This window comes from Streptomyces sp. NPDC093225, from assembly GCF_044753805.1.
Lineage (GTDB): Bacteria > Actinomycetota > Actinomycetes > Streptomycetales > Streptomycetaceae > Streptomyces.
The window spans coordinates 24975-45313 of record NZ_JBIVNX010000032.1 but is presented as its reverse complement, the minus strand read 5'-3'; the positions used below and the strand labels follow the sequence as shown (position 1 = coordinate 45313).

Sequence of the window (20339 nt, the reverse complement as noted above, 5' to 3'; positions counted from 1 at the left end):
CGCCAACTCGGCGAACGCACCGAATGGATCTTCAATGAGTCCACGTTGGCCTTCCTCGGCGAACGCTCACAACTGACCCGCGACTCCGCACGCGGCAAGGCCGGCACCGTCACCCACGCCTCCGCCATCCTCGACCGCGCCGTCGTCGACACCCGCGGCCAGGAACCCCAGCCGAACGCGAACCGCCATCAGGACACACCTCACTAGCCACAACAGCGCATCGGCTCCGGCGGGACACGCAGCGGCACCACGTCCCACGCCGGGCCCGACACCGCCTCCGACGCCGTCCTCCACGGGCGCCACCCGAAAGCCTTGGAGGACGGCACCCAGCGCTTGGCCCCGACGGCCAGGGCTACCACCGCGTGCCGCGAGCCCAGTCAGCCGGCAAAGGCCCCCCGAACGGCGTAGTCGCGGACCCGGTGAACCGGCTGCAGCGGCAGAGACCCCGCCCGGAGTAGCTCCCCAGCCGCCCGCTCTACTCGACCTTCGACGGCCTCAAGAAGCCGGGGCCCGCCTCGCTGCTGCGGGCACCGGGGCTGACGACAATCGGTGGCCAGGCGCCAGCGTGGGGATGGGCGGCTCCGACCGGACGCCGGGGCGGGCGCGGGGCGCACCCGGCCGCGGCAGCGCGGGGCTACCTGTCCCAACGCCTCTGTCAGGACCTCTTGAGGCTACGGTGCGTTTCCCCGGTCAACAGGACCCGTCAGGGCCACTGCGGCGCAGGGTTCCGGGCGTGGTGCCGTACCAGCGGTGGACCGCGCGGCGCAGGGCGCGGGCGTCGGCGTATCCGCTGCGGGTGGCTATGGCGTCGATGCTGAGGTCGGTGTGGTGGAGCAGCCTGGTGACGTGGGCGCGGCGTACGGTTTCGGTCTCGTGGCTCCATGTGGTGCCGTGTTCGTCGAGGCGGCGTTGGAGGGTTCGGGCGCTGATGGCCATGCGTCGCGCGACCGTGGCCAGGGTGGGTGTGGCCTCGTCGTGGGCGGAGGCGAGTGCGGTGCGGAAGAGGTCGAGCCAGTTGCGCAGCGGGACTGCGGCGGCGAGGGTCTGCTCCGCGTGTCGTCGGAGCACGGCCGACAGACCCGGCTGGGCGTGCGGCGCCGGGGCCTTCAGGTCGCGGGCGAGGAAGGTGATCGAGGTGTCCGCGGCCTCGAAGTCGAGTCTCCTGGTGCCGTAGAGCTTGGTCAGGGCGTCGTGCCGGCGTGGTGCCTTGGCCGCCAGGGTGACGTGTACGGGGACGAGCTGGCGCCGGGCGGCTTCGCCGAGGCGGCGTATGTAGAGGCCGAGGGCGTAGGCGCGGACGGCGCAGGCCGCCTCGTGGGTCAGGTCGCCCTGGTTGACGTGGCTGATCGTGACCTGTTCGCCGTCCTCGGTGATCTGGATGGTGTCCGTGGCCGAGTCGGCGACGGTGGCGAAGTAGGCCGCGGCGTCCCGGATCCCTTCGAGCGGGGTGGGTGCGGAGGTGATCAGGTAGTCCCAGACCCCGAGAGCGCCGATGCTCGACTGCTCAGCCAGCACGACGGCGAGGTCGGTCCATCGGGCGTGGACAGTGGCCAGTTCCGCGATGCGGATCGCCGTGGCCGCGGGGATTCGGCAGAGCTCGTCGTCGAGGTGCTCGGGTGCCGCCCCCAGAAGGTGTGCGTATCCGTGTGTGGGTACCCCCAGTTGCCGCGCGGCATTGACGTTCAAACGAGTCAGTGCGGAGGAGATCGTTCCAGGATGCGTGTGCGAAACCACAGGGGCTGAGCATAGGCCAACGCAAACTGCCAGCCCATCGTCGGTGCACGGCACCTGGAGTCCCTGTTGTGGCGTGGAGGGATCCCCCCGTGGCGCGTACGGTCCCCTGACTGGCGGGTGTTGTCCCGTTCCAAGATCTTTTCTCGGCGTTAGCGTGGTGCTCGTTCCCGCACGGCGCGGATCACCTCGACACAAAGAATCGGGGCCCTGCGAAGGGGAGATTCATATGCGAACGACCGCCCGCCGCCTCGCGCAACCGCTGCCGTTGCCCTGGGCCCCCTGTTCACCAGCTCCACAGCCGCGCAGGCTGAGCCCCTGTCACCGACAAGGCGGTCCTCTACGCCTCCAACGGTAAGGCGAAGCCGACGCAGCACCCCAGGGTCCACACCAGGCTCGTTTGTCCCCTGGTCCAACCGAAGCAAGCAAACCGCCGGCCTCGGCACAGAGAAAGTTGACCATGCGTAAGTCGATAATCGCCCTGTTCACGGCCTTCCTGGCCCTCATCACCACCCAGATGACCACCGCCCCCGAGGCAAGCGCAGCCTCCTGGTCGGTGCTGAAGAACGACACCTCCGGCAAGTGCGCCACGCCGCAGGGCAACGGCACCTCCAACGGCACCATCATCACCCTGTGGGACTGCACCGGCTCGACCCTGCAGCAGTGGGAGGTCCGAGCCACCCGAGGCGGCAACCAGATCATCAACCGGGCGAGCGGCAAGTGCCTCACCCCCTCCGGCAACGGCTACAGCACCGACGGTGCGGTCCTGACCCTGTGGACCTGTGACACCAGCGCCACCAACTACCCGCAGCTGTTCAGCTTCAACCAGGCCCGCACCTGGACCCTGTACTCGGGCCCGGACTACCGATGCCTGACCAACAAGGGCCAGACCCACGCCAACGGCACGTACCTCACCCTGTGGCGCTGCGCCAGCGACTACCCCAGCGAGCAGAACTGGGTCTTCTACTCCGCGTAGGGCCTTCGAACGGGAGCCGAGGAGCAGCAGGTCCGGACACCAACGTCGGATAGCGCGCGGCTTCCGTCGTGCGGTCAGATCGACCGTGAGGATGCCGTCGGTCGCCGCACGGTGGGGAGGGGGACCGCGGTGGGCGCGTCCTGCGGTCGATGGGATTGGCCGAGGGATACAGGCTCGGCTCACCTCGCCCCGCGTCCCGCCTCAGTGAGCTGCGCACCTAGCCTCCCGAGGGCCCGCCCTGCCGTGTGAGGCCGGTGGGGGGCCGTCTTCCGGCCCTGCGCGGGACCGGCCGCTCGGGCCCGGAGCGCGCAGCTGCGGATGACGATCGGCGTCTTCGTACAACCATTCGCCCGCCCGCGTGATCTCCTCCTTGATCGCTTGCCAACCACGAAGGAACCCCACATGCCGCGCGCCATCCATCGCCGCACCGCCCTCGCCGTCTCCGTCGCGACCGCGGCCGCCCTGATCGGGCCCGCGCTCGTCCTCGCCCCCGAGGCTGCCGCGGCGCCCGCCGCCAAACCCCGGGTCGACTTCAACGGCGACGGCTACGGCGACGTCGCCGCCTCCGCCCGCAACAGCACCGTCGGCTCGGTCAAGGTCGCGGGCCAGATGGTGATCCTCTACGGGTCCCCGACCGGCACCTCGGCCGCCCACCGCCAGATGCTCACCGCGAACACCCCGGCCCTTTGGAGCGCATTCGGCACCGAATCCGCGGTGGGCGACTTCGACGCGGACGGCTACAGCGACCTCGCCGTGGGCGCCCCGGCAACGGACGACGACCGCGGCGCCGTCACCGTGTTCTTCGGCTCCCCCACCGGCCTCGGCCGCGGCACCGCGCTCGCCGACCCCGACCCGCTCACCGTCCCGCCGACGACGAACACCGCCCGCACCTGGGGCGCCCGCCTCGCCGCGGGCGACTTCGACGGGGACGGCAAGACCGAGCTGCTCGTCGGCGGCGCGGCACGCACCGCGAACACCACCCTCTACGCGTTCAAGGGCCTGGCCCCGAACGCCCCGGCCACCGCCGCCGCCCGGCTGGTTCTGCCCGCCGCCCTCCCGTCGTATGTCGGCGGGCTGGCCGTGGGCGACGTGACCGGCGACGGCAAGGACGACCTCGTGGCGAGGACCCGAACCGCTGGTGGTTCCGACTCGGCGTACTTCGTGCCGGGCTCGGCGACCGGCCTGCGCACCGCCGCCGCCACCCTCGTGCCCGCCGGGTCCCTCGCCGTCGGCGACATCAACGGCGACGGCTTCGCGGACGTGGTCACCGGCCAGCAGTCCGCCGGCGCCCACAAGGGCGGCCAGGTGCTCGTCTCCTACGGAACCGCCGCCGGCCCCTCGGCCACGCTCCAGGTCATCGACCAGAACACCCCCGGCGTCCCCGGCGCCGCCGAGCCGGGCGACGGCTTCGGCGTCGCCGTCTCCCTCGGGGACATCAACGGCGACGGCCGCGCGGACCTGGCCGTCGGCACCTGCGGCGAGACCACGGGCGACCAGTCGCGGGCCGGCGCGGTCACCATCCTCTACGGCTCCACCAAGGGCCTGCGCACCTCCGCCGCGCAGGGCTTCACCCGGGCGACCGCCGGCGTCCCCGGCGCCCTGCGCAGGGCGGAACAGTTCGGCGCAGCCGTCCAGCTGACCGACACCAACGGCGACGGCCTGGCCGACCTGTTCGTGGGCGCCCGGGACGCGGACGGCATCCACCACGGCTCCGTGACCGTGCTGCCCGCCACGCCCCTGGGCGCCACCGGCACGACCAGCGCCCGCCTCTTCACTCCCCAGTCCGTCGGCCTGCCGGCCGCCGGAAGCGCCCTCGGCGCGTCCTTCGCCCGCTGATCCACCACACAACGAAGGGACAACGCCATGAGCACATTTGACGATGCGCACGATTCACCGGCCGCGGGGTCCGGGGACCTCGAGGTGCTGCTGATCACGGCAGCGGATCTGGGCAACGCAGGCCTCGGCGACTTCGCCGAGTTGCCATCACCCTCGTCCGACGAGGACCCGCCGCCGATGACCGGCCCGACACCCGAGCTCACGGCCCTGCTGAACCGGGCCTTCACGGACAAGGCCGCGAGGGAGGTCAGGACCTCGTTCGTCAGCGCCGACTCCTCGATCGTCGTCGACGTGGGCGTCTCGGAACGGTCGGGGACGGCTGCCGCGAGCTGGATGACCGACATGCGACGGCTGTACTCCGAATGTGCCTCCTGGACCATGAGCATCGGCGATCAGGAGATCGGTGTGCAGGTGGTGGACCCGGCCGGTGACCGCAGCGAGCCGCTCAAGGTGGAGCAGAGCTTCGGTGACGAGGCCTTGATGCGCACGATGCTCGCCGGGCCGGCCGGGCAACAGGGCCAGATCACCACCCTGCTGGTGCGCAGCGGTGCCCGGGCTCTGGAGCTTACCTTCCGCAGTCTGGCCGGCCCGCCCGGCGGCCCCGAGGCGCCCGGGCTCCCCACCGCCAGGGCGAAGTTCATCCAACTGGCCCCAGCGAAATTCCTCGCCCTGCCGATCGGATAGAAGTCCCACAGCGCAGGCATCGACCTTGCCGACTCGATGCCTGCGCCCGGACTTTGCGGGGGGGGCGTAGGTTCCCGGCCGCGTGCATGGCCCATGCGCCGACCACGCGGCGCCGTGCTCGTCGGGAACGAGCGTGGCGGCCGGGGTCGGGACCGGGGCCGGCCCCAGCGCAGCTTGTCGGGTCTTGGTCCGCCTTGCTGCGGTTCGGGCGGGCCGTGACCCCGACCAGCGAGGACGGCTGGCCCTGGTCGTTCGCGTACGTCTCCCGCCGCGCCGCCGTCCACGCCCGGCCCCAGGGTCGCGCGCCCCTGCGCGCGCCCGGGTGCCTCCGCGCCCCCTGCCCCGCGTCTCGAACTTGGCCTTTACTGGAGGGCGGCTGTGGCAGATGGGTGATCGCAGTTGGGCCGTCGATTTTGAGAAAGGGCTCTCGTGAGACCTGTTTCCAAGCGCATCGCGAGCGCGGCGGCGATGTGCCTCTTCATCAGCGTCGGATCGGGTGCCGCTGCGGTTGCGACGTCCCCCGCGCCGATTACCTACAGTGCGGGTGCCACCGCGTTGGCGTACGCCGACGGCAACCAGCTGCGCTTCTATTACCAGCTGGACGGAGACCCGATCTGCCGCCAACAGGCAGTACCGGGACCCGGCGCGTACTCCTCGCCGGCCCTGGCCCGGGACAACACCGCCACGGTGATCGCGGCTCAGGGCCCGAGCAACAGCCTGTATTTCTACTGGAACCTGCACAACAACCCGACTTGGTCATCCCAGAAGGTTGCCGGCGAGTACACCACGTATTCGGCCCCTGCGATCACCCGGGACAGCACCAGTACGGTGATCGCGGCCACGGATCTGAACGGCCGCCTGTATGCGTACACAAATGTGCATGGGAGCCCGGCCTGGACCAAGGAGCAGGTCGCGTCGGACTTCGCCGTGGGAGCTCCCTCGATCGCTCGGGACGGCACCACTACCGTGATCGCTGTCCGGGGAACCGCCAACAGCCTGTACTTCTACTGGAAGCGGAACGGCGACACCGTGTGGCAGCAGGATCTGGTCGCCTCTGCTGGCACGATTGCCTCCGACCCGACGATCGCCCGTGACAGCACCTCCACGGCGATCGTGGCGCGCGATGTGAACAACGGCGTGCGCTACTACCGGAACGTGCACGGGAGCCCCGGCTGGCCCTGGACTCAGGTGAGCCCTGCTCAGTCCGTGGGCAACGCCAGCGACCCCCAGATCGCAGACGACGGTACAACGTCATCGATCGTTGCGCAGGCCGCGAACGGCGAAATCTACTTCTGGTGGAAGCCGAACGGCACGGGCTCGTGGACCCGGGACGTTGTCGAGTGGCCCAACGTGGCAGGTAAACCGTCGCTGACCCGGAACACGACAGCGAGTCGGATCGCTGCCCCCGCGAACGCGGGCACCGCGATCCGCGTTTACCTCAACTTCCATGGCCAACCAACCTGGTCCGCGACTGCCTGCAACATCCGCTGATCCGGACGAGGATCCCCGTGCGCCCCGCACGCCGTCCGAGCGCGGACTCCCCCGCGCCGCTGCGATCATCCGCCCCCTGAGGGTGGTGGTGGGTGTTCGCCTCGGTCATGCCCCCGGGTCCTCCGTAACGGGCAGGCACTCGGCGAGCAGGTCGACGACGTCGCGCCATGCTCGCTGCGCGTGCTGTGGGTGGTAGCCGACGCCGGGGACCGCCGGGTGGTCGACCGGCGGGTGGTGGAAGGCGTGCAAGGCGCCGCCGTAGACCGTGAGGCGCCAGTCGACGCCCGCGGCCTGCATCTCGGCGGTGAACGCGTTCCGTTGCGCGGGCGGCATGATCGGGTCTTCCGACCCGACCCCGGCCCACACCGGGCAGCGGATGCGCGCTGCCTCGCCCGGTCGGCCCGTGGTCAGTGCGTTGACTGTCCCGATCGCGCGCAGGTTGACGCCGTCGCGCCCGAGTTCCAGCCCGACGGCGCCCCCGGTTCCGTAGCCGACGGCAGCGATCCGGTCGGGGTCGGTCCGCGGTTCGGTGCGCAGCACGTCGAGTGCCGCATGGCCGATGCCCCGCATCCGCTCGGGGTCGGCGAGCAGCGGCATGCAACGGGCCAGCATCTCCTCGGGGTCGCCCAAATAGCGCCCGCCGTGGAGGTCGAAGGCCAGCGCGACGTATCCCAGCTCGGCGAGAGCATCGGCCCGGCGGCGCTCGACGTCGCTGAGTCCCATGCCCTCCGGTCCGAGCAGCACCGCGGGCCGGCGGTCGACGCCGGCCGGGAGCGCGAGGTGCCCGATCATCGTCAAACCGTCGGCCGGGTACTCGACCGTACGCGTCGTGACCATCGTCATGAGACGGGACTGTAGTGATCGTCGAGCCCGGTTCGGTCGCAGTTCTGCCGCTGGCAGAACAGCGTGCGTGTCCCTCGTGTCCCCCTGATCACGGGGTCCGAGTGCTCAGGCTGCAAGAGCATCTCGTTGCCCCGGGCTCAGGATGCAGTACGGCAACGCGTGCGGGCACGACGTTAGTTGAGGCCGACGCCGGGTAGGCCTCGTGGACGTCGAGGAAGCGGGGCCGCTCTGATCGGGGGCCTCGTCGGTTCACAGCCTGGGAGCGGCGGGTGGTGCCCCTCGGGCAGGGACGGCAAGTGGAGTGCAAGTGGGTGTCAACTGCCGTCCGCAGGCTTGGGGGCATGACGACGAGCAACTCCTCAGACCTGACCACCCACCCCTACATCCGCGAGATGGCGATGATCCACCAGGTGTTCCGCCGCGAGTCGCGCCTGCTGTCCGAGCTCGTGCAGGACGTCGCGGCCTCGGACACCGTCCGCGCGGAGGTCCTCGCCGAGCACTGGCGGGAGTACACCGTCGGGCTGCACGCCCATCACACCGGGGAGGACGAGGTGCTCTGGCCGGCGCTCCTCCCCCACCTCGATCTCGACGCCGAGCAGGTGCTGGCGATGGAGGCCCAGCACCACGAGCTCGCCGGTGGGATGGAGGAGGTCCAGGCGCTCATGGACCGGTGGCGGGCGCGGGCGCTGGCGGCCGACCGGGACGAGCTGGCCGACGCGCTGCGCCGACACCACCGGCAGTTGAGCGCCCATCTCGACGAGGAGGAGCGGGAGGTCATGCCGCTGGTGGCGCGCCACCTGGAGGAGAAGGAATGGCACGCGGTCGGGGAGCGGGGGCTGGCCGAGACGCCCAGGAACCGCTTGATGATCGCGTTGGGCGCCATCCTGGAGGACTGCCCGCCCGATGAGCGGCAGGAGTTCCTGGGCCGCCTGCCGGTCGCCGCGCGGGTGATGTGGAAGGTGCTCGGGCAGCGGCAGTACCGGCGGGAGGTCCGTCGGATCCGCGGCCGGTACGCGTCCGCGTGAGCCGCGGCGTCGTCCGCCCCGTACCGACCGACCGTATCGATCAAGGAGGCGTCCCGTGCGCATCGGATTCTCCGTCCCCCAGTTCGGCCCCTTCGCCGATCCCGAGCTCACCGCCGGCATGTGTGCCGCCCTGGAGGCGCTCGGCTGTGACAGCCTCTGGGTGGCCGACCGGCTGCTGGCACCGCTGACCCCGCCCGAGGGCTATCCGGGTGGGACGATGCCGGCCCGCTACGGGACCCACCTCGATCCGCTGCTCGCGCTCGGCGTGGCGGCCTCGGTGACCGAGCGGGTGCGGCTGGGCAGCAGCACGCTCAACGCCCTGTGGCAACCGCCTCTCGTGCTCGCCCGGGCACTGACGACGCTCGACCTGATCAGCCGCGGGCGGCTGGACGTGGGCATCGGGCTGGGTTGGATGCGTGAGGAGTTCGAGGCCGCAGGCGTGCCGTGGCACGGGCGCGGTGGCCGTCTGGAGGAGACGCTGGACGTCTTGGAGGCCGTGTGGCGGCCCGGCCCGGTCGCGCACACGGGCCCGCTGTGGACGATTCCGCCGTCGACCGTCCTGCCCCGCCCCCTGCAGGGTCCGCGGCCGCCCCTCCTGCTGGGCGGCTTCACCCCGGTCGCCCTGGAGCGGGTCGGCAGGCGTGCGGACGGCTGGCTCGCCGCCTCGATGCCGCTGCCGTACTTCGAGGGCCTCTGGAAGGTGGCCCGCGAAGCGGCCGAGCGTGCGGGGCGCGACCCGGACGCGCTGCGCCGGGTGTTCCGAGTCAACGCCCACGTCACCCCGGTCGAGGCGGATCCGTCGCAGACCCACCACCGGGGAACCGTGCGTCAGCTCTGCGACCACCTGAGGAGCATGTGCCGGGCGGACACCGACGAGGTGCTGGTGGACCTTCAGTTGACGACGGACTCCTCCGAGGAGTACCTCGATCTGGCGGCGGAGTTCATGGCCGAACTGGGGGGCGCCTGCCCGTAGCGCCGCTCCGCGGAAGCCGGTGCCGCGGGCAGCGACGCCAGGGCGGCCCGGGCGGCGGCCTCCCAGTGGGGCGACTCCCAGGCGGCGGCCACCCGTACGGCGTCGAGGTAGTGGGCCCGGGCCTCCTGCGGGTGGCCCAGGAACCGGGCGAGGTCGCCCAGCGTCTGGGCGACGGGCCGGAAGACGATGCTGAGGCTGCTCGCACCACCCGCCAGCCCCCGGAGGGGCAGCAGGTCCGCGTAGACCTCGGCGGCGGCCTCCCGGTCGTCGAAGGCGACGGCGGCCGCTCCGCGCAGGGCCGCCAGGATCGGGAAGGCGAAGTCACGCAGGAGCGGCGCGCGCCGGGCGAACACCTCCCCGGCCTCCTCCGGGCGGCCGGCGGCGAGCAGGGCGAGGGCGGTGAGGGCCTCGTTGTGCGGCTGGTACTGCTCCCACACCGCGAGGAGCACGGGGAGGACCTCGGCGAGGCGGGTCTGCTGGAGCCGGATGCATCCGACGGCCAGGCCGGCGAGCCCGCTGAGGTCCACCGCACCGCGGGCCCGCAGTTCCGCCACCGCCGCGCCCAGTTCCTCCTCCGCCTCGTCGAAACGGCCCTGTGCCATGGCGAGCATGGGGCGGCGCAGCCTCGCCACTGCGAACGCGCCCTGGAGCTCGTAGGTGCGGGCGATCTCGTCGGCCCGTTCGAGGTACTGCTCCATGCGTGCCGGGTCGTTGTCCGCGGCTGCCAGGCGGGCGGCGGTGTAGGCGCTCATCCAGGAGTACTCGGGGCCCTCCTGGGAGTCGGCCACTTCGACGAGTTCCTCGTGGAGCCGCCGGTAGGTCTCGGCGTCGAGTTCGCAGTCGATGCGACGCAGCAGCGAGGTGAGGGTCAGTCCCCGCAGTCGCGGGTCGCCCAGGGCACGGGCGACGTCGACCGCCTGGTGTGCGACGGCCACGGCTTGCGGATCGCTGTCGTCGAGGGCGTCGGCGAGCTGGTCGAGGAGCAGGCACCGCTGCCGGTCGTCCGGGCCCCGGGTCCGAAGCAGCCTGCGGAGCTCCTCGACGGCTTGGGGGTCGGAGTCCGCGTACGCGCGCACGCGCCAGGGGGTCGGTTCGGTCCAGGTCGTGTAGGCCGCGGTCAGCAGGTCGTCCCGGCCTTCGGCGCGGGCGATCCGCACGGCTTGCTGCTGGGCTTCGCGGGCGGGGACGACGGCGCCCATCCGGATCCGGCAGTCGACCAGCTGGCCGAGCAGCCGGACCCGCATGAGCGGGGCGTCCTGGGCTGCGAAGGCGGCCGGGTGGGCGGTCAGCAGTCCGAGGGCGGCGTCGAGGAGGGTCTCGGCGTTCTGCGGGGCGTACCGGCGTACGGCCTGCTCGCCCGCGAGCCGGGCGTGGTGGACCGCGGGCCCGGCGTCGTCGGTGAGCACGGTGGCCGCCTGGAGGAGGTGGTGGGCGGTGGCCGCGACGTCGTCGGAGCCCAGGGCGATCAGGCTCCTGCCCAGCCGGGAGTGCATGCGGGCCAGTCGCAGGCGGGTGAGGTCGGCTTCCAGCGCGTCCCGGACGAGGGCGTGGGTGAAGCGGACCGTGCCGGGCCTCGGTTCGGTGAGCAGTCCCGCGGTGACACCGGCGTCCAGGGCGTCGAGGAGCTGGTCGGCGTCGTGGTCCGCGGCGTGGATCAGGAGGGGGACCGGTGCTTCGCGCCCGGCGACGGCCGCCAGGCGCAGGCCGGCCGTGGCGGTCGGCGCGAGCAGGGCCAGCCGGCGCCGCAGGACGTCCTGGACTCCCTGCGGGATGCTGGCCAGTGCCCGCTCCTCGCCCTCGCCGGCCAGCAGCAGGGAACTCTCGCGCAGGTAGAAGGGGTTTCCACCGGCTCGTTCGGCCAGGGCCGCGGCGGCCCGATCGCTCATGCCGGCCGCCGCGCGTCTGAGGAGGGCCTTCGCCTCGGTGTCCGCCAGTCCGCCGAGTACCAGTCGTACGGGCGCGTGGGCGGCCAGACGGGCCAGGGCCGCGGTCAGATCGCCCTCGCCGGTGCGGAACGAGCCGACCAGGAGCAGGGGGACGTCCCGCAGGTTCTCGGCGCAGAGCAGGAACAGCTCCAGACTCTCCTGGTCGCCCCGGTGCAGGTCGTCCATGAAGAGTGCCAGGGGCTGTCGCCGAGCGGTGTCCCGGAGCCAGCCGAGCAGCGCCTTGTGGAGACGGAAGCGTCGCGCCGGGCTGCCGTCCGCCGGTCCCGGGTCGTCGGCGGTGCCCGGGGCCAGCAGCGCGGCGAGCTCGTCGGCGTACGGGCCCGGCGGGGCGGCCTGCGCGAGGCGTGGCAGCATGTCGAACCATGCGCGGCCGGGCGGGGCCCCTTCGCTCTCCGGGCACTGTCCGAAGGCGGACAGCCAGCCCTGTGCGGGCAGTTGCCCGAGGGCGGCTTCCAGGAGGCTCGACTTGCCGATGCCGGCTTCGCCGGAGACGAGGACCACCTGTGACCGACCGGCCCGGGCCCGGTCGGCGGCGGAGGCGAGCCGGGCGAGCTCCCCGTCGCGGCCCAGAAGACGGTCCGTCGTCAACACCGTGGGGTCGGCCGGTGGTCGGAGTTCCTCGGCGGCGGCCGGCTCCCCCGCGGCCGCCGCCGCGCGGGGCGTGGCGGGGTGCGCGGAGGCTGCGGTGGCCGCGGAGGAGGGTGCGGGGGCCGTCTGGAGGTGCACGGAGGCCGTGGCGGGCGCGGCCGTGGCCGGCGCGCCGGTTTCCCGGTGCAGGAGGTCGAGCCGCTGGTTCAGCAGTCCCTGTTCCAGCTCCAGCAGGGCGGGGCCGGGGTCGACGCCGAGTTCCTCGCCCAGGACGCGGCGGGCCTGCCTCAGGGCGGTCAGTGCGTCCCCCTGGCGGTCTCGGGCCCACAGCGCCAGGGCCAGCAGCCGCCACCCCTCCTCGTGCAGGGGCTGCTCCCCCGTCAGCGCCCTGGCGTCGGCCAGGGCCTGCGCGGCCTGACCGCAGCGCAGCTGTGCCGCGGCGAGCCTCTCGCGCGCGGTGCGGCGCACCTCCTCCAGGCGGGTGCGCTCGCCCGCGGTCCACGGCTCGTCCGCGAACTCGGCGTACGGCTGCCCGCCCCAGCCGGCGAGCGCCCGGGACAGGTGCTCGGCAGCGAGGTGCGCGGGCAGTCCCGCCGTCGAACCGGCCGCCACGCGGTCCTCGAACACCCAGGCGTCCACCGCGTCCCGCTCCGCGTCGAGGGCGTAGCCGTAGGGCGCGCTGACCAGGAGCCGGGCCGGAGTCCGCGGCGCCCGGGCCGGTTCCAGGGTCCGCCGCAGACGCGCGACGTAGGCGTGGAGCGACGCCTGCGCGCTCGGCGGGACCCGGTTCGGCCACAGCCTCTCGACGATGCGGTCGGTGGGCACGACAGCGCCCCGGGCGAGCAGCAGTTGGACCAGGACCATGCGTGCGAGCCGGCCCCGGGTGTCCGTCGGCTGCCCGTCGACTTCGACCCGGAAGGATCCGAGCACCTTAAATGTGACCATGACAAGAACATCGTAAGTGGTGGGCGGACGACGGAAGATCTTCGCGGATCGTGCCCCGGAACGGACGTGCGGCCTCGCGGACGCGACGCGCCGAGGGGGTGCTGGTCGTCCGCCGTCAGTGGTGGGGGGAGCCCTTCACCGGCAACGGAACGGCCGGGACCGCCGGGGTGTCCGGGACGGCCGGCACGGCCGGGAGAGCCGGGAGAGCCGGGACGGCCGGGACAGTCGGTGCCGACCGGGCGAGGGCACGGAACCGGTCCCATTCCACCTTCGGGCGGCTCAGGCCGCGGCGTGCGAGGTAGCGGTCGGTGGACCGCTTCGTCCGGCGCAGGACTCGCAGGGCGTCGCTCGCGCGGCCCGAGCCCATGGGTTCGACCACCGTGGAAGGCGCCAGGAGCCAGCCCGCCCCGGTCCGCCGCAGGGTGCCGCGTACGAACGCGTTGTACATGTGGTTGAGTCGTTCGTCGTGCCGGTGGACGAGGAGGCCGGCCGGCCCGGCCGTGACGGGGCAGTCCGCCGGCACCTCGACCAGGTAGCCCGACGGGGTCGGCCGCGGCAGGGTGCGGGCCAGGACCGGAGCACCCGAGGCGTCCCGCGCGGCCAGAACGGCCGAGGGCGCGCCCCCCAGCTGCGCCGCTCCGGGCAGTGGCCGCCCACCGGTGACGGCCACCGGCGCTCCGCGGCGCACCAGCTCGGCCAACGGCGGGCGCACGATGACGTGTTCCGGCTCCACGGTGATGAGCAGGCGCAGGTAGTACCACGACATGAGCGGCCTCATGGGAGGGGTCAGGTACGAGCGGCTGTGCGGCTGGCGCTCGAAAAGCCTGCGCCAGTAGTCCTCGGCACCCTGCGGCCCCGTCATGATCGTGTCGGGACACTCGGCGCGGCCGCTGACGAACACCTGCGGCGCGCGGCCGAGGCCGCTGCCCGTCGGATCGGAGAAGAGCAGGGCGACCCGGCCGTCGCGCCGTACGTTCAGCGCCTTCTGGGCAAACGCGAGGCAGGTGGTCACGAGCAGGGTCCCGTCATCGCGACGGGCGACCGCCGTGGGCCAGGCGAGCGGGGTCCCGTCCCGCCCCAAGGTGACGAACTCGCAGGTTCGGTAGGCGTCCAGGACGTCATGGGGCCCCGAGGGGAATGCCGGACGGCGGACGCGGTCGGCCGCGACCGCGTGGTGGTCATGAAGGGTTCGGGAGGCACTACGGGGGGACACGATCGGTTGCTCCAGGGTCGATTCCGACAGCGGATACGACACCCTGGACGCTCCCCCTTGGCAGGCACTTGGCGCTGACTTGCCGTGGCGCGACACGCTCTCCACCGGTGCCACCTCGTCGGTACCGTCGGGCGACCAGACCCGGATGATCGCACTCGCCAACGGTCCCGCCAGCGGCGCCGGCGGCGGCGAGACTCCCGGCGCCGAAGCCCTCATCGGCAAGGGGACTGGCCGTCACCGGCACCGCCGCGTGCCGTGCCCCGCACGAGCGGGCTGTGCATCCTGGGTCCCCGTGTGCTGGCGTGAGCCCAAGCGAAATCACCTGGCGTCAGAGGTCGTTCGCGGGCAGGACTCCCGATACGGCACCTCAGGGATCTGATCATGCCAAAGCATGCGCTCCAGGCCGCCGCCGAGGCGGGAGCACAGGGCCGCGACCACGTCCTCCGGAGCGACGGGGTGTTCCAGTGGCGCGGTGTAGCGGCCCTGGGAGCGCAGCGTGCGGTCGTCCGGCGCGAAGGTCAGCCGCGTGACCTCGTCCCCGGGGCCGAGCAGGGCGGTGCCCAGGGCCTTGCGGGATTCCGCGTCCCACAGACGGATCCGGCCCAGTTCGTCACCGGTCGCGAGGACAGTGCCGTCATGGGAGAAGGCCAGCGCGGTAAGGGGCGCGGGTTCGCCGGCCGCGGTGGGCAGACCGTCGCTGAGTACTCCCAGCCGCTGGGTGACAACGCCGTTCCACAACGTGACCCGGCCGACACCGTCGGACAGCGCGAAAAGGCTTCCGTCCCCGTTGAAGGCCAGCGCCGAGCCCAGGGCTCGCTGCGATGTGGGCCTCAGGACAACATTCTCGGGCAGCATCACGACGGCTCCGTCACCGAGGACGAGGAGCTTCCCGTCGGGCCTGACCGCCATGCTGGACGGCCCGTTGGGGAACTCCGCGATCCGTTGTCGGCGTGTGAGGTCCCACAATGCCGAGGAATCCCCGGCGAGGATGGCGTAGACGACCGGCATGCCGTTCTGCACGACCGGTTCGAGGGCCACGACCGCTCTGGCTCCGGCGGGCACCGGCAGGTCGGGCAGTGCCCGCCGGCCCCGGACGTCCCACAGCCTGACCGCCGTGCCCTGGGCATCCCGCAAGCCGTAGGCGAAGAGGCTTCCATCAGGGCTGAATGTTCCCTGGGCCAGATCGGTAAGACCCTCCGGCGGAACCTGCGGCAGGCGCAACGGCGGCAACCGTAATCCCGGTCCGGCCGCACCTCCGGTGACGGGACGCTGCTCGAAGACATGGTCTGCGCCCTCCCTGCGCATGGTGATCGTGTGCGCTGCGTCGGGGCTGGTGTACACGGGGTCGGCGGGAAACCGGGACCATGGGGTCCGCAGCGCCTGGTCGAGTGCGATGGTGGCAACGCCCAGGCTGCCCGCCCGGAGGTAGCGGAGCTTGCCTGCCGCGGCGTCGAAGCGGATGTCCGTGGGCATCTCGTTCGGCAGCGGCTGGGAGAAGACGAGCGCATTCCTTCCGTGTTCGTCGATCCGCCAGAGCAGGACAGCATCCTTGCGCAGCGCCGCGAGGAAGGTTCCATCCGTGCTGAATGCCAGCTCAGTGACATCGCGTGCGGAGATCTCTGCGCCGGAGTCGTCGGCTTCTGCGTCCAGGCCGATCAGCCTCAAGCCGGTGGTGAGTTTCAGGGCCAGCCTCCCTCCGTCGGGACTGAGGTGGAGCGTCCCCGTCGGGCACACGCCACCCGGCAGGCTCAGAAGGTGTGGATCGGGCGTCGAGACCCTCGTGCGCCGGGCCACGTCCCAGATCTCGACGTTGCCGCCCGGCGCGCACAGGGCCAGGCGCCGCCCGTTCGCGCTGAGGGCGACATCCAAACCGTCCTCGGCCGCGTCGGCGGCGAGCACCAGTCTCCTGGTGGCGACGTCCCACACCTCCGCCCGCCCCTGCACAGCCGTGGCCAGCAGCCGACTGCCGTCGCCCCACGACGTGCTGGTCACCGCCGATTTGTTCTCCCGCACGATCGTGTGGCGGGTGCCGGCGACGACGTCCCACAAGCGGATCTCCGTCGGCTTGAAGGGCTGATCGTTGATGCGCCCGCCGTGTGTCGTCACGACGGCCCACCGCCCGTCCGGACTGGGCCGTAGATACCCGCTGCCGTCCACCCTCTCCAAGTCACGCGATTGCACGGGCGGGAGGGGCTTGGGGGCGCCGTCGACCGCGTGCGTGGCGGTACGGCGCCCCGTACGCACGTCCCACTGCTCCACCTCGCCCTCCTTGTGCACGATGAGGGTGGTGCCGTCCGGGCCCAGCCACCCGCTCTGCCGCTGTACGTCACCCGTGGCGTGTTGGATCCCGCTCTCGGGCTGTACGTCGCTCGTGACGAGCTGGATGTCGGGCTCCGCACGATGGGTGTGGGCCGCGTACAGGGCGGCCTTCGTCTCCGGCGTATGGGCCATGCTCCAGGCCGCGAGGCTGAGACGGGCCGCGGTGGCCGGGTCGGTGGCCCGCAGGCCGTCTGCGACGGCCGCCGTGTGCAGGGCGGCGTTCAGCTGCCGCCGGTCCGTGCCCGCACGGTTCTGCTGCCAGGCGACGGTCCCCGCGAGGACGGCCAGTACCGCGAGCAGCGACATCGTCGCCCGAGCCGTCCGTCGACGGCGGATGGTACGGCGATGGGTGGCGGTACCTGCCGCGAGGAAGTCGCTCTCCAGGGCGGTCAGCTCGCTCCGGCCATCCGTTGTCGTGAAGTCACGCAGCTGGGTGAGGCGAACGGGGGAGATCCGCACGGCGGGGTCCCGGCCCACGGACTCCCACGCGGCGGCGGCCTCGGTCAGCCAGCGGTGCAGGCGCAGCCCCTCGCGATCCGCGTCGATCCATCCGTGCAGCCGGGGCCAGGCCGTGATCAGGGTCTCATGGGCAAGGTCGACGGTGTCCTCGCCAAGGGTGATGAGGCGGGCCCGGGCCAGAATCTCGAGGACCGCGTGGGTCTGCAGGCCGTCTCCGATGGCTTCGAGCTCGGCTCGGGTGGTGGGGCGGCGTGTGTCGGGGGCGCCGTCGCCCGGGGTGATCAGCCGCAGCATCACCTGCCGGGCGATCCCGGCCTGGTGCGCGTCCATGGCCTCGTACGCCGCTTCCGCGCTCTGGGCGATGGCACCCCGTATGCCGCCCGCCCGCTCGTAGGCCTCCAGGGAGAGAGTACGACCCCGACGCCCGCGCCAGGTCTCCAGCAGGGCGTGGGAGAGCATCGGCAGCCCGCAGGTCCCGGTGGCGACCTCTTCGACGAGTGTCTCGGTCAGGGCGCGTTCGACGACGAGCCCGCAGGCGGCGGCCGGCTTGATGATCGCCTGCCGGAGCTCGGCCGCGGTCATCCGGCCGACCGGCAGGCTCGCGTCACGGATCAAGGCCGCCAGGCCCGAGTGATCCAGGCAGCGGGCGTAGAAGTCCGCCCGTACTCCCAGCACCACGCGCAACCGCCCGGCCGCCGTCCCGGCTTCGAGGAGGGCGTCGATGAACCCGCCTCGCTCCACCTCATCGTGGCAGAGCGTGAAGACCTCCTCGAACTGGTCGACCACGAGCCAGGTGTCACCGGCGGCGTCGGAGGGGACGAGGACGGAGCCATGGGTGGCGAGCGGATGCTCCCCCGGGGTGAGAATGCGGATTGCGCCCGGGCGCGGCAGCCCCTGCGACCCGGCGTCACGCAGCCGGGGAATGAGACCTGCCCGTAGCAAGGACGACTTCCCGCTGCCGGAGGCCCCGAACACGGCTACGACCCGGTGCTCGGTCGTGAGGGCCGACAGATCGTCGGCCAGCCGGTCACGGCCGAAGAAGAGCGCCTGGTCACCCGGCTCGAAGCGGGCCAGACCCCGATACGGAGGCTGCTCGTCGGACCGGTCCCGCACCCGGGCAGCGGTCAGCTCCTCGGACACCTGTTGCCAGCGTTCCTCCCACTCCTGCGGGTCGCCACCGCACGCGGTCACGTACGCCAGCACGACGGGCAGCGTCGGCAGCTGCTCACCGCCAGCGGCACGGGACAGCGTGGCGACCGAATAGGAGCTGCGGCGCGCCATCGCACTGTAGGTGGGCCTGCCCGCCTCGTGCCGGAGCTTGCGCAACGCGAACGCGAAGCCGGCCACTGGCCCCGACGCCGCGTCCAGCGGCTTCTCCTGACGCCCCACCATGCCCCCCTGTGCATCCAGCAGACCGTCTGCTCCGGATCAGCCAGCCCACCATTCGACTCGAGCCCACACAAGGCGCAATCCCGCCCTCCACCTCCGCCTACGCCCCGCAGCCTCGCCGCTGCGCACCGAGGCTTCCGCCGACTCGGCGCGCGGTCGTCCGCATACCAGAGGCTCCGTGACCAGACGCCCGGCCCTCCGTGACTGACGTGATCCGGCGCGACAACCTCGGCCGGGACTCTTCGTACCAACGCTCATCCGGCTCCAGACTGTGGAACCCGCCCACGCTCGGGGACGGGTTGCGCTGTTTGGCGGCCGCACCTCGGGACCACGGTGCGGCGCCTGAAGCAATCACTGACAACTGTCCGGTTACCTCCTTCTTCCGTTGCCGGTCCTGCGGCTTGACTCGATTCCTTGCCTTGTCCCCGGCAGAACAGGAATCTTCATGTCAGGCATGTTCAAAAGGCTGTCGAGCCTCGCTGCGGCGATGGCTGTCACGATGGCGCTGGGCGCGGGCACCGCTTCCGCGGCCGCGCAGGAGCCCCGGCAGGACAAGCGTGTGTACAACGCGATGCAGATCGCCTTCGATCCCGCGCACCCCGACGCCTTCTGCACCATCGGGGCCGTCGGCAACGACGACTACGGGCGGAAGATCGCCGTCTCGGCCGGGCACTGCCTCTCCGGCCCCGCCTACGCCGACCGCGAGATCCGCGAGAACATCATCCCCGTCTACCACCGGCAGGACATCGGCTACGGGCCCATCGGGTACGTCCGCTGGTTCAAGGACCCGGAGGGGTCGATGACCGGGCACCTCACCAAGGACTACATGATCATCGAACTCGTGGACGGGGTGACCCTGTCCTCCCAGGGACCGCACCTGAAGCAGACCGGCGTGCTGGAGGTCCCCGGCGGAAATCCCAGCCCCAACGCCCTCAGCCCGGCCCCGAACAGCGAACGCCTCCTCGGTGCGGCCTGGTTCAACAACAACGAGCTGGTGGTCTCGGGCCAGCTGGGCGTCTGGTACGGCCGGATCACCAACAACGACCGGGGCGTCTACCAGGCGCACCCCCCGCACAAGGCCGGGGACTCGGGCGGCCCCACCATCTGGCACGTCCCCGGGACGGCGTACCCCTCCGAGGCCAACGGGTTCAAGGCCGAGGGGCCCTGGGCGGGCATCACCAAGGCGATCATCCTCTCGTACCCCCAGTACGCCTACACCAGCTCGGCGAACATCCTGGCCGACCTGCGCGCCCGTGACACCGCAGACCCCGCCGACGTCTACGGAGCCGGCTTCGAGGTGACCGCCAACCCGTGACGCCGCACCAGCCCTGAACCCCGGCGCGGTCGATCCGTACGGTGCGGCCGCGGCCGGTGTGAGGACGCGTGGGCCGGAGGCGCCCGGTCGGCACCCGGTTCGGTGAGGGGGAGGATGGATCGGCGCCTGCCGATCCGTCCGGCGCCTCTGCACCGCCGAGTGGGCACCCGTTCACGGGCAGCCACCCACCTACCCGCTGAACCTCGGTCGTGATCAATCAGCTGATGCGCCGCGGTCTGCCAGCCCTCACCCTCGCCCCGGGTATTCGAGAGGGTCTCGCGAAGTTCTCGGTCAGCGGCGCACAGGCAGAACGCGCTGGGCTCCGAGGCACCGTCGGACTATGCCCGTCACCACTCCGCCACGTCCGATGCAGCGGTGCAACCTGGGGCATGCCCGTGTTCTTCGTGGGTCTGCCTGGGCTGGTCCGCAGTCCATGCGGCATCCCGGGGATAGGCCTGCACGTGCGGCGCGTCCCGCGTCGGGTGGCCGCGAGTGATGTTGTGGTGGAGCGGTGAGACCACTTCTGCCCGGCCGAGGGTCGGGACGGCGACGCGGTCTGGCCCTGTGGCCAGTCCGCCAACGGCGCCAGCCAGAACAGCAGGGGCG

General features: G+C 72.1%; 13 protein-coding genes and 1 pseudogene. 8 read left to right on the top strand and 6 right to left on the bottom strand.

Annotation, left to right across the window (positions count from 1 at the left end; translation table 11 throughout):
• Positions 1 to 45: 45 nt before the first annotated feature.
• Positions 46 to 207, top strand: a complete 162-nt coding sequence (locus ACIQCH_RS25945; RefSeq protein ID WP_402584610.1) for a hypothetical protein — start codon at positions 46 to 48, stop codon at positions 205 to 207.
• 483 nt (positions 208 to 690) lie between these two features.
• Here the strand turns inward: ACIQCH_RS25945 and ACIQCH_RS25940 are convergent, their stop codons facing one another.
• Positions 691 to 1686 (bottom strand): AraC family transcriptional regulator ligand-binding domain-containing protein, encoded by a 996-nt coding sequence (locus ACIQCH_RS25940; RefSeq protein ID WP_402584608.1) that lies wholly within the window; start codon positions 1684 to 1686, stop codon positions 691 to 693.
• A gap of 505 nt (positions 1687 to 2191) precedes the next feature.
• Between ACIQCH_RS25940 and ACIQCH_RS25935 the strand changes: the two genes are divergently transcribed.
• From ACIQCH_RS25935 to ACIQCH_RS25925, 3 genes are all read left to right on the top strand, one after another.
• Positions 2192 to 2707: an RICIN domain-containing protein gene (locus ACIQCH_RS25935; protein ID WP_402584606.1), complete on the top strand. Its 516-nt coding sequence runs from the start codon at positions 2192 to 2194 to the stop codon at positions 2705 to 2707.
• Between the two features lie 402 nt (positions 2708 to 3109).
• Positions 3110 to 4543 carry an FG-GAP and VCBS repeat-containing protein gene (locus tag ACIQCH_RS25930; RefSeq protein WP_402584604.1) on the top strand — a complete coding sequence of 478 codons (1434 nt, stop codon included), beginning with the start codon at positions 3110 to 3112 and terminating at the stop codon, positions 4541 to 4543.
• 84 nt (positions 4544 to 4627) lie between these two features.
• Entirely contained in the window at positions 4628 to 5227 is a 600-nt protein-coding gene (locus ACIQCH_RS25925) for a hypothetical protein (protein ID WP_402584603.1), read from the top strand.
• A gap of 178 nt (positions 5228 to 5405) precedes the next feature.
• On the opposite strand, the pseudogene ACIQCH_RS25920 reads toward ACIQCH_RS25925, so the two are convergent.
• Positions 5406 to 5513, bottom strand: a pseudogene (locus tag ACIQCH_RS25920) (HNH endonuclease); the annotation flags it as partial.
• 143 nt (positions 5514 to 5656) lie between these two features.
• On the opposite strand from ACIQCH_RS25920, the gene ACIQCH_RS25915 reads away from it, so the two are divergent.
• Complete coding sequence (locus ACIQCH_RS25915) at positions 5657 to 6718, top strand: hypothetical protein (RefSeq protein WP_402584601.1); 1062 nt, start codon at positions 5657 to 5659, stop codon at positions 6716 to 6718.
• Positions 6719 to 6823: 105 nt separating this feature from the next.
• Here ACIQCH_RS25915 and ACIQCH_RS25910 read toward each other — a convergent pair whose 3' ends face one another.
• A complete protein-coding gene (locus tag ACIQCH_RS25910) occupies positions 6824 to 7561 on the bottom strand; it encodes a dienelactone hydrolase family protein (RefSeq protein WP_402584599.1) in 738 nt (245 codons plus the stop codon).
• Between the two features lie 341 nt (positions 7562 to 7902).
• Here ACIQCH_RS25910 and ACIQCH_RS25905 point away from each other — a divergent pair, with 341 nt between their 5' ends.
• Both ACIQCH_RS25905 and ACIQCH_RS25900 read left to right on the top strand, forming a co-directional pair.
• Entirely contained in the window at positions 7903 to 8586 is a 684-nt protein-coding gene (locus tag ACIQCH_RS25905) for a hemerythrin domain-containing protein (RefSeq protein ID WP_402584597.1), read from the top strand.
• A gap of 55 nt (positions 8587 to 8641) precedes the next feature.
• Positions 8642 to 9559: an LLM class flavin-dependent oxidoreductase gene (locus ACIQCH_RS25900; protein WP_402584595.1), complete on the top strand. Its 918-nt coding sequence runs from the start codon at positions 8642 to 8644 to the stop codon at positions 9557 to 9559.
• Here the strand turns inward: ACIQCH_RS25900 and ACIQCH_RS25895 are convergent.
• The 3 genes from ACIQCH_RS25895 to ACIQCH_RS25885 form a co-directional block, all read right to left on the bottom strand.
• On the bottom strand, positions 9478 to 13038 hold the full coding sequence (locus ACIQCH_RS25895; protein WP_402584593.1) for a BTAD domain-containing putative transcriptional regulator: 3561 nt from the start codon (positions 13036 to 13038) through the stop codon (positions 9478 to 9480). The genes ACIQCH_RS25900 and ACIQCH_RS25895 overlap by 82 nt on opposite strands.
• A 115-nt stretch (positions 13039 to 13153) precedes the next feature.
• Positions 13154 to 14152, bottom strand: a complete 999-nt coding sequence (locus ACIQCH_RS25890) for a pyridoxamine 5'-phosphate oxidase family protein (protein WP_402584714.1) — start codon at positions 14150 to 14152, stop codon at positions 13154 to 13156.
• A 417-nt stretch (positions 14153 to 14569) separates the two neighbouring features.
• A complete protein-coding gene (locus tag ACIQCH_RS25885; RefSeq protein WP_402584591.1) occupies positions 14570 to 18421 on the bottom strand; it encodes a helix-turn-helix domain-containing protein in 3852 nt (1283 codons plus the stop codon).
• Between the two features lie 484 nt (positions 18422 to 18905).
• On the opposite strand from ACIQCH_RS25885, the gene ACIQCH_RS25880 reads away from it, so the two are divergent.
• Complete coding sequence (locus ACIQCH_RS25880) at positions 18906 to 19733, top strand: hypothetical protein (protein WP_402584589.1); 828 nt, start codon at positions 18906 to 18908, stop codon at positions 19731 to 19733.
• The last annotated feature ends 606 nt before the right edge of the window (positions 19734 to 20339 follow it).

Coding starts and splice junctions, on each gene's coding strand:
- ACIQCH_RS25880 (WP_402584589.1), top strand. CDS start 18,906: ATGGCTGTCACGATGGCGCTGGGCGCGGGCACCGCTTCCGCGGCCGCG.
- ACIQCH_RS25905 (WP_402584597.1), top strand. CDS start 7,903: ATGACGACGAGCAACTCCTCAGACCTGACCACCCACCCCTACATCCGC.
- ACIQCH_RS25885 (WP_402584591.1), bottom strand. CDS start 18,421: ATGGTGGGGCGTCAGGAGAAGCCGCTGGACGCGGCGTCGGGGCCAGTG.
- ACIQCH_RS25935 (WP_402584606.1), top strand. CDS start 2,192: ATGCGTAAGTCGATAATCGCCCTGTTCACGGCCTTCCTGGCCCTCATC.
- ACIQCH_RS25930 (WP_402584604.1), top strand. CDS start 3,110: ATGCCGCGCGCCATCCATCGCCGCACCGCCCTCGCCGTCTCCGTCGCG.
- ACIQCH_RS25895 (WP_402584593.1), bottom strand. CDS start 13,038: ATGGTCACATTTAAGGTGCTCGGATCCTTCCGGGTCGAAGTCGACGGG.
- ACIQCH_RS25910 (WP_402584599.1), bottom strand. CDS start 7,561: ATGACGATGGTCACGACGCGTACGGTCGAGTACCCGGCCGACGGTTTG.